The sequence below is a fragment of the Rheinheimera baltica genome, assembly GCF_030731985.1.
Classification (GTDB): domain Bacteria; phylum Pseudomonadota; class Gammaproteobacteria; order Enterobacterales; family Alteromonadaceae; genus Alishewanella; species Alishewanella baltica.
Window position 1 is genome coordinate 1 of sequence record NZ_JAPJDY010000006.1, and the last position, 16,381, is coordinate 16,381.

The window sequence follows — 16,381 nt, forward strand, 5'->3', positions numbered from 1 at the left end:
TTCGCTATGCGAGAGTAGTTCACCGCCAGGCTCCTAATACTAAGCCCCGCTCATCGAGCGGGGTTTTTTTATGCCTACAATTTGGTGATTATATGTTCAACGGGGTTCTTATATCGCTTAAAAACCTTTATAAAGCACCTTAGGATGAGTCCTTGAATACAAAAAAGCCCGCATTGCGGGCTTATTCTTTAATGTTAAGTTATTAATTACGATGCAAGTTGCCGTGTATAAGGCTTCAATATCAAATCCCGCTATAGTCAAACTTATTATAGACTTTGAACATAAAGATATAGTGATTTTAGAATATTCATTTTTTGCTCGTCGTTTGCATGATCGTGCGCTAAGTTTTCCAGCGCAAGACTAAATTCTTCCATCGTTAGGTTGGGTTTATCCAGTCCATGCATCAGCTTATCAGTGCGGTAGCGTTGCCACTTTTGCTGCTCGTTGTCGTTGAGGCTGTGCGGGTAGTTACGGGCACGGTACAAAAACAGCAGGCTGTTTAAGCGCTCGTCACTAAATACCGGGGCATTTACGGCCAGCAGCTCCGGCGTGAGCAGATGCAGTTGTTGCATTCTTTGTTTATCACCGTCATTGATAAAGCCATTATACAGCTGATAATCCGGGTTTGTCTCGGCCGGAAATTCATTCAACTGCTGATAAAGGTCTATGGCTTTAGCTTGCGTATCACGGTGATGCCGCAAAAACTCAAGGTGCTTAAGGCATTGTGTACGGTCTATACCAAATTCTGCCGCCCGCTCTTCGCTCAATGTTTTTGCCGGTGCCAGCACCGGGCATTTATTTAAATGGATCAGCTTTAAACCCAAGCGCTGTTCTCCATCGGCTAAATCGGCGGTTTTGGTGTACAGCTTTTGCTGTAACGTGCCGATATCGTTTTGCAGCAGTGGCGTCGGATCAGCTTGTAAGTTATAGCAAATTATCGAATTTTTATTGGTAGGGTGAAATGCCAGCGGCACTATCCAGCTAACGCAGCCCTGCGTAGCAGGAAACTTTGACGACACATGCACCAGCGGTGTCATACCAGCAACGTCAATCAGCTCAGCCACTTTGGCTTTTTTACGCAGTTCAAACAAGTAACTAAACAGCTTAGGTTGCTTTTCTTTAATTAGTTTTGCCATGGCAATGGTGGCGTAGACATCAGATAAGGCATCGTGGGCGTTTTCATGCGCCAGGCCATTAGCCTTGGTAAGTTCTTCCAGTTTAAATATCGGGCTGCCATCTTCACGCAGTGGCCAGTTGATGCCTTCAGGACGCAAGGCATAGCAGGCGCGCACCATGTCAATTAAGTCCCAGCGGCTGTTACCGTTTTGCCATTCGCGGCCATAAGGTTCATAAAAATTGCGGTACAAGCTATAGCGGGTAACTTCATCGTCAAAGCGCAGGTTGTTGTAGCCCAGCACACAGCTGTTGGGCGTGCTGAATTGCTGCAAAATTCGCTGCATAAAGTCAGTTTCGCTCAGGCCTTTTTTGTTGCACAGCTGTGGTGTTAAACCGGTGATCAGTGCTGCTTGCGGGTGCGGCAGATAATCATTGGCTAACTGGCAATACCAGACATCCGGCTCGCCGATAATATTAAGGTCAAAGTCGGTACGAATACCGGCAAATTGCGCTGGGCGGTCGCGTTTGGGATCTGCGCCCCAGGTTTCATAGTCGTGGAAATAAAAACTGCTTTGTGTTGTTGTCACAATAGCTTATCCAGTCTTAATTAATTGAAAATATATTCTAAGTCTAGCATTTAGCGTGATACTGATACATGAATTTTACCAAACTAGTGTTGCCTGCTACTGGCATATTGGCAGTACTGCCTCAGCATTGTCAGTGGTTCTGAATGGGTATTTTTCGGGTAAGCGAGTCCAATAGTACGCTCTAGTTTTAGTTCATTAATGGGTCTAATCAGAATGTCATTTCGCTGTCTCATGTTGTCAAAATCGGGTACCACTGCACAACCAACGCCAGCTGATACAAGTCCTAAAGCATATTCAATGGTTTGTATGTTTGCGCGCAAATCAGGTTTGATGCCGCGCCGTACTAGCTCAGGGTATAACGTGTTCCAGGCATCACATGGCGAGCGTTGTATAAGTGGCAAATTTTCAAAATCAGTTAAAGCGATATTGTCCTGCAATATCAACGCAGAACCCGGGGGCAGGGCAAGCAAGTAGTTGTCCTGCCAGATAGGCTGAAAAGCCTCCCCTGCTTTTAATAACTGTCTTGTAATAATTCGCGCCTCACATATCTCATCCGGCTCAACCAAATGCAGCTCCAGCCCAGGTACACTGGTGCTGAATTCTCTTAATAAATGACTCATGCGTTCTACACCTAGTGCTTTTATCAAACCCAGGCGGAATCGTATTCTGGCGACAGGTTCGTTGAATGATGCTTTTAATGATTGTAACTGATTCAGTATACGGCCAGCGTGGCCGTATAACTTTTCACCATCCTCAGTGGGCGTAACACCTTTTGGTAGTCGGATAAATAGCGTGACCTCAAGCTCTTGTTCTAACTGTCGTAGTGCAGAAGACAGAGACGGTTGCGCTACGCAACACTGTCTGGCAGCTGAACTAATGCTGCCATGTTCATACACGGCAACAAAGTATGTTAACTGACGAATGTCCATAGGTTAAAACTATACCTGATACAGAATTATTATATTTTAACTCTACATTAAAGCAGGCTAATCTGGCCATAATAATTATATTTCGCTGGTTTTATTGAGGAATTAGCTATGTCACGTGCACATTTTGATTGGCAGGACCCGTTTGCTTTCAGCAGCATGCTTACAGAAGAAGAGCGGATGATACGCGACAGTGCTCATCAGTATTGTCAGGATAAATTGATGCCACGTGTACTTATGGCAAACCGTGAAGAGCATTTTCACCGCGAAATTATGACTGAACTTGGTGAGTTGGGATTGCTTGGCGCAACTTTGCCTGAAAAGTACGGTTGCTCTGATGTGAACTACGTATGCTATGGCTTGGTTGCGCGAGAAGTTGAGCGGGTAGACAGTGGTTATCGCAGTGCAATGAGCGTGCAATCTTCATTAGTTATGCATCCCATATATGAATATGGCACTGAGGCGCAGCGCATGAAGTATTTGCCGAAATTAGCCAGTGGTGAGTGGGTAGGCTGTTTCGGTTTAACTGAACCGGATGCAGGCTCTGATCCTGCGGGCATGCGCACAACGGCGAAAAAGGTCGACGGCGGTTATGTGCTAAATGGCAGTAAGATGTGGATCACTAATTCACCGATTGCCAATGTGTTTGTGGTGTGGGCTAAATTAGACGGTGATATTCGCGGTTTTGTGCTAGAAAAGGGTATGAAAGGGTTATCGGCACCCAAAATTGAAGGCAAATTTTCTCTGCGAGCCTCTATTACCGGTGAAATAGTCATGGATAACGTTGAGGTCTCCGATGATGCGCTGCTGCCTAACGTAAGTGGCTTAAAAGGCCCCTTTGGTTGTTTAAACAAAGCCCGATATGGCATCGCGTGGGGCGCACTAGGCGCGGCTGAGTTTTGTTGGCATGCCGCTCGGCAATATACGCTAGATAGGCATCAGTTCGGCCGCCCTTTGGCTGCCAACCAACTCATTCAGAAAAAACTGGCTGATATGCAAACCGAAATTAGCATCGGCTTATTGGCGTGTTTACAAGCTGGCAGGCTGATGGACCAAAACGTGTTGGCCCCTGAAACCATTTCTTTAATAAAACGAAACTCATGTGGCAAGGCATTAGATATTGCCCGGGTAGCACGTGATATGCACGGTGGCAACGGTATTGCTGATGAATACCATGTCATTCGTCATGTAATGAACCTTGAGGCGGTAAACACTTACGAAGGTACTCACGATGTGCATGCACTAATATTAGGTCGGGCACAAACTGGTTTGCAGGCTTTTAGCGGCGTTTAAGCGAGTTTGTTTTCAACGGAGTAAGCCTAATGTCAGACATCGTGCATCCCTGGGTAATTGAATACCGTGAACGCTTGAAAAGTGGAAAGTTGCCGTCGCACAGCAGCAGCCATAATATCGACTTTGCTACGTTGCATCAGCTGTGGCATAGCCAACTCTGTAGCAGGTTACTCGATTTGCAATCGCGTTTATTACAAGCTAAAGGTCAGAGTTTCTATACCATTGGTAGTGCTGGCCACGAAGGCAATGCCGCTGTAGCCGCGGCATTGCGTGTTACTGACCCTGCTTTTTTACACTATCGTAGTGGCGCTTTCTTTATCGAACGCAGTAAACAATTGCCGGGCAGTACGCCATTGTATGACATGATGCTGTCATTCTGTGCCAGCAGCGATGACCCAATTTCCGGCGGTCGTCATAAGGTGCTGGGCAGTCTCGCGTTAAATATTCCACCGCAAACAAGTACTATTGCCTCGCAGCTACCCAAAGCCGTTGGCGCGGCGTTTGCGATAGATTTAAGTAAGCGTTTAGGGCTAAACGGCCAATGGCCACATGATGCCATAGTGATGTGTAGCTTTGGTGATGCCTCTGCCAACCACTCTACGGCGCAGGGTGCAATTAATTCAGCTTGCTGGGCTGCCTATCAACAGGTACCGGTGCCAATACTGTTTGTTTGCGAAGACAATGGGCTTGGTATTTCTACTCCTACGCCAAGCGGTTGGATAGAGCAAGACCTGGCAGACAGGCCTGCTTTAAAGTACTTTGCCGCTGATAGCCGGGATTTGGCACAAAGTTATCATGTTGCGCGCCGTGCCGCTGATTACGTTCGAAGTAAGCGTAAACCGGCTGTACTGCATTTATCAACGGTACGACTATTCGGCCATGCCGGTGCTGATGCAGAAGCTGCTTATCGCACTAAAGCACAAATTGAGGCTGAGTTAGAGCTTGACCCGTTACTTAGCAGCACCGCCGCATTATTAGCGACTGGGGATGTAACTGCCGAACAGTTGTTAGCACAGCTTAATGCTGTTGTAGCCCAAATTGCCCGTGTTTCAGAGGTTGCCAGTAACCAGCCTAAGCTTAATACTGCGGCTCAAGTCATGGCATCAATAGCACCGCAGCGACCAATGCAACCATTGCCTGAACTACCCGATGTCGAATCGCGCAAGCAATTATTTGCTTTTGATCAGCACAACATGGGTAAAAAACAACACCTGGCGAAATTGTTAAACTGGGCGCTGCATGATGTCTTGTCGCAATATTGCAATACCGTGGTTTTCGGCGAAGATGTCGGTAAGAAAGGCGGTGTTTACGGTGTGACGCAGCACTTAGTCCATGCTTTTGGTAGCAACCGTGTGATCAACACCTTGCTTGATGAACAAAGTATTCTTGGCATGGCGATTGGTCTTTCGCAGCAGGGTTTTGTTTCGATACCGGAAATTCAGTTTCTGGCTTATGTCCATAATGCGGAAGATCAAATTCGTGGCGAAGCTGCAACCTTACCGTTTTTCTCTAACGGTCAATATCATAATGCGATGGTGATTCGTATTGCAGGATTAGCTTATCAGCGTGGCTTTGGTGGGCATTTTCACAATGATAACTCTTTTGCTGTGTTTCGTGATATTCCTGGTCTAATTTTACTGTGTCCATCTAACGGGTATGATGCCGCGTTATTGTTACGTCAAGCCGTGCAACTTGCACATCAGCAAAAGCGGCTGGTTATTTTTCTTGAACCGATTGCACTGTATATGACCCGTGATTTAGTCACTGCTGGTGATGGCATGTGGTTGTGCGATTATCCATCTCCTGATACACCTTTACCAGATTTTGGTGAACCTGCAGTTTACGGTGATGGTGAAGATCTGGCCATTATTAGCTATGGCAACGGCTATTTTTTAAGTCGTCAGGCTGAGCAGGAGTTAACGCTTACAGGCTATCGTCTTCGAGTGCTGGATTTAAGGACCTTGGTGCCGCTGCATATTGATAAGATTGTGAATGCCTTACACGGTTGCAAAAACGTACTTATTGTCGATGAGTGCCGTCGTCGTGGTTCACTTAGCGAAGAATTGTTTACGGCTTTGCATGAAGCTAAGCCAGGACATTTTATGGTACAGCGTTTATGTGCAGAGGATAGTTTTATTCCTTTAGGCGCAGCTGCCTATGCGGTGTTGCCGTCTAAACTGCAAATTGTTCAAAAGGCACTTGCAATGCTTTCGATTCAGTCTGAGCAGGTGATGTTATGAAGAAAACAGCATTGGTGGTCTGTCCGGGGCGCGGAACATATAATAAGGCTGAGCTGGGTTACATTGCTAAAAACTTTAACGACAAAGCGTTGATAGCGCAATTTGATGCGGTTAGAGAAGCTTCAGGTTTAGCAACAATATCTTATTTAGATAGCCAAGCCATATTCAGCCGAACATCGCATTTAAATGCAGAAAATGCTGCGGGGTTAATTTTTGCAGCTGGTTTTGCCGACTTTCAAAGTATTAACCAAGAACGTTTTGATGTGGTTGCGGTAACAGGGAACTCAATGGGTTGGTATACCGCACTTAGCTGCGCAGGGGTAATAACGCCACAAAGTGGTATGCAGTTAGTTTCCGATATGGCACAGCTAACGGCAGGTGAAGCAGGCGCGCAGTTTATTTATCCGGTGATTAATGATCATTGGCAGCCAGATGCTGAGCGAGCGGCTTTGGTTCAGCAGCAATTGCTTAAACATAATGGCGAGTTGTTTATGTCAATTGTCTACGGTGGCTATGCCGTTATCGCGGGTAGCGAACGTGCGGTAAAAGATGCCATGTTGGCATTGCCGCCTTGTGATGAGCGTTTTCCGCTTTTGCTGCAAGGACATGCCGCTTTTCATACCGAGTTAATGCAAATGGCGTCAGATAGAGCTTTGTCACTGTGGCCCGCAGCACGATTTAACCAACCTCAAGTACCCTTGATCGATGGTTGTGGTCACGTCTGGACACCTTATGGCAGCGATTTAACTTTGCTGCAGCGCTATACGTTAAAGCAGCAAGTGTGCCAGACCTATGACTTCAGTAAAGCACTGCAAGTGGCGGTTAAGGAATTTGCACCTGAGCATATTATTTTGCTGGGTCCTGGTGGCAGTTTGGGGGGGGCGGTGGCGCAAAGTCTTATTCAGATTAATTGGCAGGGGTTGAAAACAAAACAAGATTTCGTGGCTGTTCAACAAAGTCCAGAACCTTTGGTGCTTAGTTTAGGAATATCAGAACAACGGGGCGTCGTTACCTAACCACTAATAATGTCTGGCGACTTGGTTCAAGACATCCAGTTTAGACTGATAACGTTTTTGTTCGTTTTCAGATAACGTATTTCGTTTTGCCCGCCCTAAATAATAAGCTGCTTCTTCTTTTTGATTAAGCTCAAGATACACAACAGCCAGCCCAAAATACGCTTCATGTGTTTTATTGTTGAGCTTGATGGCATGCCGGTAGTACGTTTTTGCGTTGTCGTATAATTTGGCTTGTAGCGTTTCATTTCCCAACATTACATAGTAATAAGGGTTATTTTGTCTTTTCATTGCTACTTGATGCTGTAGCAATTTCGCTTTTTTAGTGTCACCGATGTGTTGATAGAGAAAAGCTATATTAGCAAGGGTATTGAGAGACTCAGGATCAAGCTGCAAACTATAGTTATAGGCAAGCTCTGCCTTGGCATAATGTCCTGTTTGTCGATACAAAACTGCCAAATTTGACCAAGTTACCGCAAATTCTGCATCGGCGTCGGCTGACGCCTGATAGTAGCGATAGGCTTGGGCAATATTATTATCCGCAAAAGCCTCGGCGGCTTTGTTATTGTAAAACATGGCAATAATACGCTGCTTGCTGACAGTTTTGCTCGGGAACTGTTTTTTCAACACATAAGGGTCAAAATCTACAATGATATCCGAGCCAAAGGATATTGCTGACGACGCTGTATCCGCAATCAAGCTTTGCTTAATTCGAAGGTTAACATGACCATTTAGCCACGTTGTGTCATTCTGACTCGTCCAATACTCCGGAATATTTACATCCTGAAACACAGCCTGTAGGCCGAGTTCCCGCGCAATACTGTATGTGAGAATAGCTAGACTCAAACAATTTGCGTTGCCGTTTTGAATTGTTTGTTGTGCTGTAGTAGTTGCTGAGTGTTGATAAACTAGTTCACTGTCGGCAAGCTTTAAAATATAGTGCATAACCGCCTTAGTACGTTCAGGCATTAGACTTTTGCTTCCCGTAATATATCGAAGCTGCTGTTTAGTCTGTTCAGATAGGGCAAAGATGTCATCTGGTGACGTTATTGCGAAAACGTCGCCACTAAAATGCTCTTCAGATAGCCATAAATCAGACGTTGACGATTGCAGATGTGGCAACCGTGTACTTTGGCAGCCAAAACAGCCAAGGAACAACATAATTATGGTCACTTTATACATAGCTATATTCTTATTCCTAAAACATACTTGCAGATTGCAGTACCATCAAAAGAGTTTAGACGTTTTTCGCAAGTATCAGTGCGACTAAAGGATGACTGGTTGTTATTTAGTGATGGATAAAGTAAAAATAACCGTACACAGGCACAGGAATCCACTATGAAAACGTTATTACTTTTGGCTCTACTCGTTACATTTTCTCTTGTTGCAAATGCAAAAACTCCCATTGGTATTGTTATACATGGTGGTGCGGGCACCATTAGTCGCGACATGATGACGGCTGAACAAGAGCAAGCTTATCACGCTATGTTGGGACATGCCGTTAATCAGGGCTATGACGTGTTAGCTCGCGGTGGATCGAGTTTGGATGCGGTAACCGCAGCTGTGACGATACTTGAAGACTCGCCATTATTTAACGCTGGAAAAGGCGCGGTATACACGTTTGATGAAAAGCACGAATTGGATGCATCCATTATGTATGGCCTGGATCGAAGTGCAGGGGCTGTTGCAGGTGTAACTAATGTAAAAAACCCCATATTGTTAGCCCGAGCAGTGATGGAAAAGTCAGTGCACGTTATGCTGTCTGGTATGGGAGCTGAGCAATTTGCACAAGAGCAAAAGCTTGAGTTAGTTGAAAATAGCTATTTTGATACTGAATTTCGCTATGAATCACTTAAACGTGCGAAGCAAGCGTTAGTATCATTGCCTCATCAGGCGAATGCCACTTTTGACCCAGCCTGGAAAATGGGTACCGTAGGGGCAGTAGCGATTGACCGCAATGGCAACCTTGCTGCTGCAACATCCACCGGTGGTATGACGGCAAAACGATATGGCCGTATTGGCGATGCACCGGTAATTGGTGCCGGTAATTTTGCTGATAATCATAGCTGTGCCGTATCAGCAACCGGTCACGGTGAGTTTTTCATTCGCTATCAAGTGGCCAGTGAGATATGCGCCAGAGCGAAATATCAGAACAAGTCTGCGGCAAAAGCGGCGCAAGAAGTACTGGCAGAATTAAAAAGTGTTGGTGGTGATGGCGGTGTCATTGTTGTAGATAAAAAAGGTGAGCTCAGCTGGGCGTTTAATACCCAAGGTATGTACCGGGCAATGAAAACTGAAGGCGGTGAAATGCATAGTGAAATTTTTGCCGCTAAGGAGTAATTTAACCAGCAAACTCAGTAAATTCGGCTAACCTTAATCAGAGCCTGATGCTCGGAATAATTGTGCAGGGGGAAGCATGGATTTACTCAAAGTGGCAGATTATATGCACCGTTATCCGGTTACGTTTACCGCAGATATGCCGGTAGAAATGGCCGTTGATCGTCTGATTAAAGGCCGTCAAACCGGTGGGCCTGTTGTCGATAACCATAAGAAAATCATTGGCTTTATTTCTGAACAAGATTGCTTGCAACGGATGCTGATGTCAACGTATCACGATCAGCAATCGGCAAAGGTAGCCGACGTGATGAATACTGCAGTGCTAACCGTTAAAGATTACGATGGGATTATCGATTTGGCGCAAATAATGCTTAAAGCTAAGCCTAAATTATATCCGGTAGTTGATGATGATGGTTATCTACTTGGTATTATTACACGGTCTGATGTGTTGGCAGCCATCGATAAAGAGCTACATTCGCATTATGGTAAGGTAGGATAGCGTTAGCGCTGGATTTTTACCTGCTGCTCTTGGTAGCATGTCGCCCTCTGTTAATGAGGGCGTTGTTTTGTCTGAAGCTGTTATCTCTATATCTGATCTGTACTCTCGTCTTTCCCTTTGTCTGTTAAAAGACCAGTTTCGTCTGCGCCGGCGTTTGCAAAACTGTAAGACGCTGTCTGAAGAAAAAAAGACGTTGCAATTGCAACGTATTGCAGCTGACACTGCGCGATCAGAAGCATTGCGGTCCGCTCGTGCTAAAGCTTTGCCCACTGTAACATACCCACCTCAGCTGCCGGTTTCTGAGAAAAAGGACGATATTAAAGCCGCTATTGCTGCTAATCAGGTGGTGATCATCGCGGGTGAAACCGGTTCGGGTAAAACCACGCAAATTCCGAAAATTTGCCTGGAACTTGGTCGTGGCGTGGCTGGCATGATAGGTCACACCCAACCACGTCGACTGGCAGCGCGCAGCGTCTGTGATCGTATAGCTGAAGAGTTAAAATGTCAGGTGGGTAACAAGGTGGGCTATAAAATCCGCTTTGGCGATCACACCAGCGACAACACCTTTGTAAAGTTGATGACCGACGGCATCTTGCTGGCAGAAATTCAGCAAGACCGGTTTTTAAACCAATACGACACGCTAATTATTGATGAAGCGCACGAGCGAAGTCTGAATATTGACTTTCTGTTAGGCTATTTAAAGCAATTGCTGCCAAAACGGCCAGATTTAAAGCTGATCATTACCTCAGCAACTATTGACCCGCAGCGCTTCTCCAAACATTTTTTCAATGCACCTGTTATTGAAGTGTCAGGCCGTACTTTCCCGGTAGAGACCCGTTACCGGCCAGTCAGTGAGCAAGACGACAAAGATGCAGACCAACTACAGGGTATTTTTGATGCGGTAGACGAGCTTTACCGCGAGCCGCGGGGCGACATCTTAATTTTTCTTAACGGTGAGCGCGAAATTCGTGATACCGCCGATGCTCTGGATAAATTAAAGTTACCGCACACAGAAGTATTGCCACTGTACGCCAGATTGAGCTCAGCGGAGCAAAATCGAATATTTCAAAGTCATAGTGGTAGACGCATTGTATTAGCCACAAATGTAGCCGAAACCTCATTAACCGTGCCCGGCATTCGTTACGTAATAGACCCCGGGACGGCACGTTTATCGCGTTATAGTTATCGTTCAAAGGTACAACAGTTGCCAATTGAAGCGATAAGCCAGGCCAGTGCGAATCAGCGCAAGGGGCGATGTGGACGCGTAGCCGCGGGGATCTGTATTCGCTTATACAGCGAGGAAGACTTTAACGGGCGTGCCGAGTTTACCGATCCGGAGATACTGCGCACTAATCTTGCCTCAGTTATTATGCAAATGCTGGCGCTGGGGCTTGGCGATATAGCCGCTTTTCCTTTTTTACAAAAGCCAGATAGTCGTTTTATTAATGATGGTATTAAATTACTGGAAGAACTTGGCGCTATAGAGTTACAAGGCAGTAATAAAGGCTTAAGGCTAACAGAACTTGGTAAAAAGCTTGCACGGTTACCAATAGATCCGCGATTAGCCCGTATGGTGCTTGCGGGTGCCGATAACGGCGCCCTGAATGAGTTACTGGTATTAGGTGCGGCACTGTCTATTCAAGATCCCCGGGAGCGACCATTAGATAAGCAGCAAAAAGCCGATCTAAGTCATGCACGTTTTGCTGATCCTGATTCCGATTTCGCCAGCTGGTTAAAGCTTTGGTACTACTTGCAGGAACAGCAAGAGGCCCTGAGTAATAATCAATTTAGACGTCTTTGCCGGCAAGAGTTTTTAAATTATTTGCGGGTGCGAGAGTGGCAGGATCTAACTGGCCAATTAACCCAACTCATGCAGGAACAGGGCTACAAGTTAAACACTCAGCCCGCCAGTTATATGCCGGTGCATCAAGCTATTTTAAGCGGTTTGCTTGGCCAAATTGGCTTTAAAGACACAGAATCTGATTACCTTGGCCCTCGCCAGACACGGTTTTTTGTGTTTCCTGGCAGCCATTTATTTAAACGCAAACCTAAGTGGGTTGCCGCTGCAGAGTGGGTAGAAACCAGCAAACTATATGCCCGAACGTTGGCTAAAATAGAGCCAGAATGGATAGAGCCACTAGCTCAGCATTTAGTAAACCGAAATTATAGTGAGCCACATTGGGAGAAAAAACGGGGGGCTGTTATTGCTTACGAGCAAGTCAGTTTATACGGTTTGGTTATCGTGCCCAAACGCGCCGTGTTATTTAGCAAGCTAGATCCCGCAGTGAGTCATAATCTGTTTATTCGTGACGCGCTTGTGAATCAGGAACTGGGTAGCAACGAGACTTTTTTACAACACAATCAGCAATTAATTGATAACGTTACTGCGCTGGAAGACAAATCTCGTCGGCGTGACATTCTGGTTGATGAAGCCAGTTTAGCTGCATTCTATGCTGAACGTGTACCGCAATGGGCGAATAACCGCATCGACTTTGCGAAATGGTGGAAGAAAAAACGTGCTGAAGATGCGCAATATCTTAATTTCGATCCCAACAGCCTGTTAAATCGTGATGCCAGTGATATTACGGCTGACAAATTTCCGGAAACCTGGCGCCAGGGTAATTTAACCTTACCACTTGAGTACCATTTTGCCCCTGGCGAAGTGGATGATGGTGTCAGTGTTGTCGTGCCATTGGCTTTGCTAAACCAAATTGAAGACTACGGATTTGACTGGTTAATACCTGCACTGCGGCATGAGTTATTGGTTGCACTTATCAAGTCGTTACCAAAGCAATACCGCCGTAACTTTGTGCCTGCACCCAATTATGCCGATGCACTAATGCAGAGTATATCCCCAGAGGATGGCAAGCTGTTAGACGCCCTCGCAAATCGGCTTAAGCGAATGTCAGGCATTGTAATTCCTGAGGATGCCTGGGATTTAACCAGTATTGCAACGCACTTAAAAATGAATTTTAAAGTGGTTGATGATAGTGGTAAAACCATACAGCAAAGTCGTTCACTTAGTGTGTTAAAACAAGGCTTACAAGGGGAAGTTCAACAAAGTTTAAGCCAGGTTGCAGAGCAGGGCATAGAGCAGGATAAACTTACTGAATGGAGTTTCGGTCAGTTACCGCGAGAGTACGTTAAAATGCAGGCAGGTTATGAAATAAAAGCTTTTCCTGCCTTGGTGGATGAACGCGATTCTGTAGCAATAAAGTTGTTAGACAATCCGCAACAAGCACTTGATAGCAGTAAGTTGGGCATGCGTCGCTTACTATTGTTGAATATTCCATCTCCAGTGAAATACCTGCAAGAGTCCTTACCGAATAAAGCCAAACTGGGGCTGTACTTTAATCCATTTGGCCGTGTGCTAGAGCTTATAGATGATTGCATTGCAGCAGGTGTTGATGCGTTGGTTGCTAAAACGGCGATGCCACAAAATAGTATTGAGTTTGCTGCGCTGCGTGAAACGGTTCGTGCTGAGCTTGGCGATGTCGTGGTTACGACGGCGTTAAAGGTAGAACAGATTTTAACCTTGTGCCATGACATTCAAAAACGTTTGAAGGGCAAAGTAGATCTTGCGCATATCCAATCACAGGGCGATATAAAGCAACAACTTAGTGAGCTTATTTTTAAAGGGTTTGTCAGCACACATGGGGCAAACCGCCTCGATGATGTATTGCGATATCTGCAAGCCATGTATAAGCGACTAGAGAAATTACCCGTTGACCCTCAGCGTGACCGGTTATTGATGCACGAATATCAAAAAGCGTCCGACGCTTACCATAAATTGTTGGGTAAGTTTGCTGGCGCAACAGTGCTTCCTGAACAGGTAAAGGCCATTTATTGGATGCTAGAGGAGTTGAAGGTGTCGCTGCATGCACAGCAGTTGGGAACGCCGTACCCTATTTCAGTAAAACGCATTCTAAATGCGGTAAACGAGATTAAAGGTTGAGTATCGGTGAACTTTGTTCTAGTGTGGAGCGATATCTATTTGCGTTTTAAAGTACTAATGTAAAGTTCTATAACTTAACGCTGATGTAGCAAGGGGAGACGTTATGCTGACAAAAGGAGATAACCGGCATTATTTCAGGATGATGGTTAATGCCGAAGTGCAATTGTTGATTAATGATCCTGAAACGGGGCGTACCGTTGATGGAATATGCCGTGACTTGAGTGCGTCAGGCATGTCTGTGGATGTAGATGAACCATTAGAAATGGGCACCTTGCTTCGGGTACGACTTGATTCAGCCAATGCCAGTATTCCTCCGCTGGATGCTAGTGCCAAAGTGATACGCTGTAGTCAGGAAAGTGAAGAAGTGTATCAGCTCGGCCTGGCGTTTATGGCACTAAACTGATTCAGACAATAAAAAAGCAGCCTTAAGCTGCTTTTTTATTTATGACACTTACATCGTCATTGGTTTTTCATTGTTGCGCAAAGCGCACATTAAAGCTAACCGGAACCAGTGGTTCAATTCGTTTCAATCCAGCCAGTTCCTGCAACTTAGCCACACCAGCACCTAACTTAAAGCTGTTTATGTTCATCATTAGCGGTGTTTCTGTGCTGGCCTGTAATACGCTATCACTCAGCTTGGTAATACGCAGTTTTGCAGACAACGTGGCGCTTTCACCGGCAATAGTGACTGTCAGCGGTAAATCCACCAATACAGAGTTATTCACTGTCAACATGGCGATGCTGTCGCTTTTTAGTGGTGCCTTTACATCAATACTATTGTACTTTTCAGCCTGCAGTACATATTGCCAAATACGTTCGTTGCGGATCGGAATATTAGTTTGCATACTGCTTACTGGGATACTAACTGATGCGTTTTCACCGTCCCATTTACCGCTTAATTGACTGAATTGATGAGACTCAGCCACTAATTCGTTTTTAACAGAGATAAAATGCAAGCTAGATTGACTACTATCAAGTTGCCAATTGGCCGCTGATACAGAGAATGTACTCAATGCCAAAACGAATGCTGCTAATTTCATTACTTTCTCCTTTAATTGTCAGACCAGTTTAGCTTAACGTAAAACGTGGGCAAGCTCTATGTAAAACGGCTTAACATTGTCGTCTTAGTAAATTTTACAGACCAATCCTTTAAGGTAGCTACCTTCCGGATAGAAGCTGGCGATTGGGTGATCGCTATCTTGACTCAACTTTTCGATAAACAGGCAATCACGTTTGGCGTCAATTGCGGCATCAGCAACAATTTTTTGAAACAGTCCATCTTCCATTAAACCAGAACACGAGAAGGTTAGTAATAAGCCGCCAGGTTTAACAATTTGCATGGCAACCATATTAATATCCTTGTAACCGCGACATGCCCCCATCAGCTGTGCTTTACTTTCTGCAAATTTAGGTGGGTCAAGAATAACAATATCAAATTGCGTGCCTTGCTCGCGATATTGGCGTAGCAGCTTAAAGACATCAAATTTCACATTGTTTAATTTAGTCAGATCGAGTTTATTTAACTCTGCGTTTTTTAATGCGGTATTTAATGCAAGCTCTGATAAATCAGCATTGGTAACGGAGACCGCCCCTCCTTGCAACGCTGCTACCCCAAAGGTGCCAGTATAGCTAAAACAGTTTAATACGGTTTTGCCTTGAGCATAGCGCTTTGCAGCTGCGCGGCTAGCACGCTGGTCCAGATAAAAACCCGTTTTATGGCCCTGTACAATATCTACCATTAACGCCATACCGTGTTCTTTGATAATAACTTCGCCGGAGTCTCTAGGCAGGTGTAACCAACCAGTTACTGGTTTTAGGCCTTCTTTTTTGCGAACATCAACGTCAGACCGCTCATAAATACTGTGGCCAGGAAATAATTCGATAAGCGCTTTTACAATACTATCACGCCAAAAGTCTGCGCCTGCAGACAACAATTGACACACTAATACCGTATCATACTTATCAATGGTAATACCGGGCAGGCCGTCTGATTCGGCGGCTACAACCCGTAAGCCTGTGGTTTGCTCCAAGTTAAACAGTTCGGTGCGTAACTGCCAAGCACGCGCAATTCGCCGCTCAAAGAATGCCGCATCAATCTGTTCATCTTGGTTAAAGCTCCATACTCGAGCACGAATTTGCGACGATGCTGAATAGGAGGCGTAGGCTAACCATTCACCTTTACTGCTAACAATCTCAACAGTGGCACCGCAGCCCGGTTCATTTGTAACAGCTTTCACTGCTTTGGAAAAAACCCATGGATGAAGCCGTTTTAATGACTTTTCTCGGGTTTCCTGTAATGTTAAACGAGGCAATGATGACGTGTTCGCAGGCTTTTTCATGGCAGTTCATACGCTGTGCTAGACTAAATGGCGCATTGTAGAGAAGCGCAGGGTAAAGCTAAAGCAGAATTTTTAG

Annotated in this window: 12 protein-coding genes; 7 read left to right on the forward strand and 5 right to left on the reverse strand. The window is 45.3% G+C overall.

The window, feature by feature from the left end; translation table 11 throughout:
* Positions 1-266 precede the first annotated feature (266 nt).
* Positions 267-1,703: an exodeoxyribonuclease I gene (gene sbcB / locus ORJ00_RS11020; protein WP_306139862.1), complete on the reverse strand. Its 1,437-nt coding sequence runs from the start codon at positions 1,701-1,703 to the stop codon at positions 267-269.
* Between the two features lie 83 nt (positions 1,704-1,786).
* A complete protein-coding gene (locus tag ORJ00_RS11025; protein ID WP_306139863.1) occupies positions 1,787-2,632 on the reverse strand; it encodes a LysR family transcriptional regulator in 846 nt (281 codons plus the stop codon).
* A gap of 108 nt (positions 2,633-2,740) precedes the next feature.
* On the opposite strand from ORJ00_RS11025, the gene ORJ00_RS11030 reads away from it, so the two are divergent.
* The 3 genes from ORJ00_RS11030 to ORJ00_RS11040 are packed head-to-tail and all read left to right on the forward strand — an operon-like array spanning position 2,741 to position 7,178.
* Positions 2,741-3,922, forward strand: a complete 1,182-nt coding sequence (locus tag ORJ00_RS11030; protein ID WP_306139864.1) for an acyl-CoA dehydrogenase — start codon at positions 2,741-2,743, stop codon at positions 3,920-3,922.
* 29 nt (positions 3,923-3,951) lie between these two features.
* Positions 3,952-6,162, forward strand: a complete 2,211-nt coding sequence (locus ORJ00_RS11035) for a dehydrogenase E1 component subunit alpha/beta (RefSeq protein WP_306139865.1) — start codon at positions 3,952-3,954, stop codon at positions 6,160-6,162.
* Positions 6,159-7,178 carry a malonyl CoA-ACP transacylase gene (locus ORJ00_RS11040; protein ID WP_306139866.1) on the forward strand — a complete coding sequence of 340 codons (1,020 nt, stop codon included), beginning with the start codon at positions 6,159-6,161 and terminating at the stop codon, positions 7,176-7,178. The genes ORJ00_RS11035 and ORJ00_RS11040 overlap by 4 nt, the downstream gene beginning before the upstream one ends.
* 3 nt (positions 7,179-7,181) lie before the next feature.
* Here ORJ00_RS11040 and ORJ00_RS11045 read toward each other — a convergent pair whose 3' ends face one another.
* Complete coding sequence (locus ORJ00_RS11045) at positions 7,182-8,357, reverse strand: tetratricopeptide repeat protein (protein ID WP_306139867.1); 1,176 nt, start codon at positions 8,355-8,357, stop codon at positions 7,182-7,184.
* Positions 8,358-8,513: 156 nt separating this feature from the next.
* Between ORJ00_RS11045 and ORJ00_RS11050 the strand changes: the two genes are divergently transcribed.
* From ORJ00_RS11050 to ORJ00_RS11065, 4 genes are all read left to right on the forward strand, one after another.
* Positions 8,514-9,515, forward strand: a complete 1,002-nt coding sequence (locus ORJ00_RS11050) for an isoaspartyl peptidase/L-asparaginase family protein (RefSeq protein ID WP_027672461.1) — start codon at positions 8,514-8,516, stop codon at positions 9,513-9,515.
* 76 nt (positions 9,516-9,591) lie between these two features.
* A complete protein-coding gene (locus ORJ00_RS11055) occupies positions 9,592-10,011 on the forward strand; it encodes a CBS domain-containing protein (RefSeq protein WP_027672460.1) in 420 nt (139 codons plus the stop codon).
* A gap of 37 nt (positions 10,012-10,048) precedes the next feature.
* On the forward strand, positions 10,049-13,966 hold the full coding sequence (gene hrpA / locus ORJ00_RS11060) for an ATP-dependent RNA helicase HrpA (RefSeq protein ID WP_370304644.1): 3,918 nt from the start codon (positions 10,049-10,051) through the stop codon (positions 13,964-13,966).
* Positions 13,967-14,069: 103 nt separating this feature from the next.
* Positions 14,070-14,369, forward strand: a complete 300-nt coding sequence (locus ORJ00_RS11065) for a PilZ domain-containing protein (protein WP_027672458.1) — start codon at positions 14,070-14,072, stop codon at positions 14,367-14,369.
* 67 nt (positions 14,370-14,436) lie between these two features.
* Here ORJ00_RS11065 and ORJ00_RS11070 read toward each other — a convergent pair whose 3' ends face one another.
* Both ORJ00_RS11070 and ORJ00_RS11075 read right to left on the reverse strand, forming a co-directional pair.
* On the reverse strand, positions 14,437-15,006 hold the full coding sequence (locus ORJ00_RS11070) for a YceI family protein (protein WP_306126629.1): 570 nt from the start codon (positions 15,004-15,006) through the stop codon (positions 14,437-14,439).
* 84 nt (positions 15,007-15,090) lie between these two features.
* A complete protein-coding gene (locus ORJ00_RS11075) occupies positions 15,091-16,305 on the reverse strand; it encodes a class I SAM-dependent rRNA methyltransferase (protein WP_051219982.1) in 1,215 nt (404 codons plus the stop codon).
* Positions 16,306-16,381: the final 76 nt, after the last annotated feature.

Bases quoted from the DNA above. Each gene is read 5' to 3' on its own strand.
- ORJ00_RS11040 (WP_306139866.1), top strand. From the start codon at position 6,159: ATGAAGAAAACAGCATTGGTGGTCTGTCCGGGGCGCGGAACATATAAT.
- ORJ00_RS11025 (WP_306139863.1), bottom strand. From the start codon at position 2,632: ATGGACATTCGTCAGTTAACATACTTTGTTGCCGTGTATGAACATGGC.
- ORJ00_RS11075 (WP_051219982.1), bottom strand. From the start codon at position 16,305: ATGAAAAAGCCTGCGAACACGTCATCATTGCCTCGTTTAACATTACAG.
- ORJ00_RS11045 (WP_306139867.1), bottom strand. From the start codon at position 8,357: ATGTATAAAGTGACCATAATTATGTTGTTCCTTGGCTGTTTTGGCTGC.
- ORJ00_RS11070 (WP_306126629.1), bottom strand. From the start codon at position 15,006: ATGAAATTAGCAGCATTCGTTTTGGCATTGAGTACATTCTCTGTATCA.
- ORJ00_RS11065 (WP_027672458.1), top strand. From the start codon at position 14,070: ATGCTGACAAAAGGAGATAACCGGCATTATTTCAGGATGATGGTTAAT.
- hrpA (WP_370304644.1), top strand. From the start codon at position 10,049: ATGTCGCCCTCTGTTAATGAGGGCGTTGTTTTGTCTGAAGCTGTTATC.
- ORJ00_RS11055 (WP_027672460.1), top strand. From the start codon at position 9,592: ATGGATTTACTCAAAGTGGCAGATTATATGCACCGTTATCCGGTTACG.
- ORJ00_RS11050 (WP_027672461.1), top strand. From the start codon at position 8,514: ATGAAAACGTTATTACTTTTGGCTCTACTCGTTACATTTTCTCTTGTT.
- ORJ00_RS11030 (WP_306139864.1), top strand. From the start codon at position 2,741: ATGTCACGTGCACATTTTGATTGGCAGGACCCGTTTGCTTTCAGCAGC.
- ORJ00_RS11035 (WP_306139865.1), top strand. From the start codon at position 3,952: ATGTCAGACATCGTGCATCCCTGGGTAATTGAATACCGTGAACGCTTG.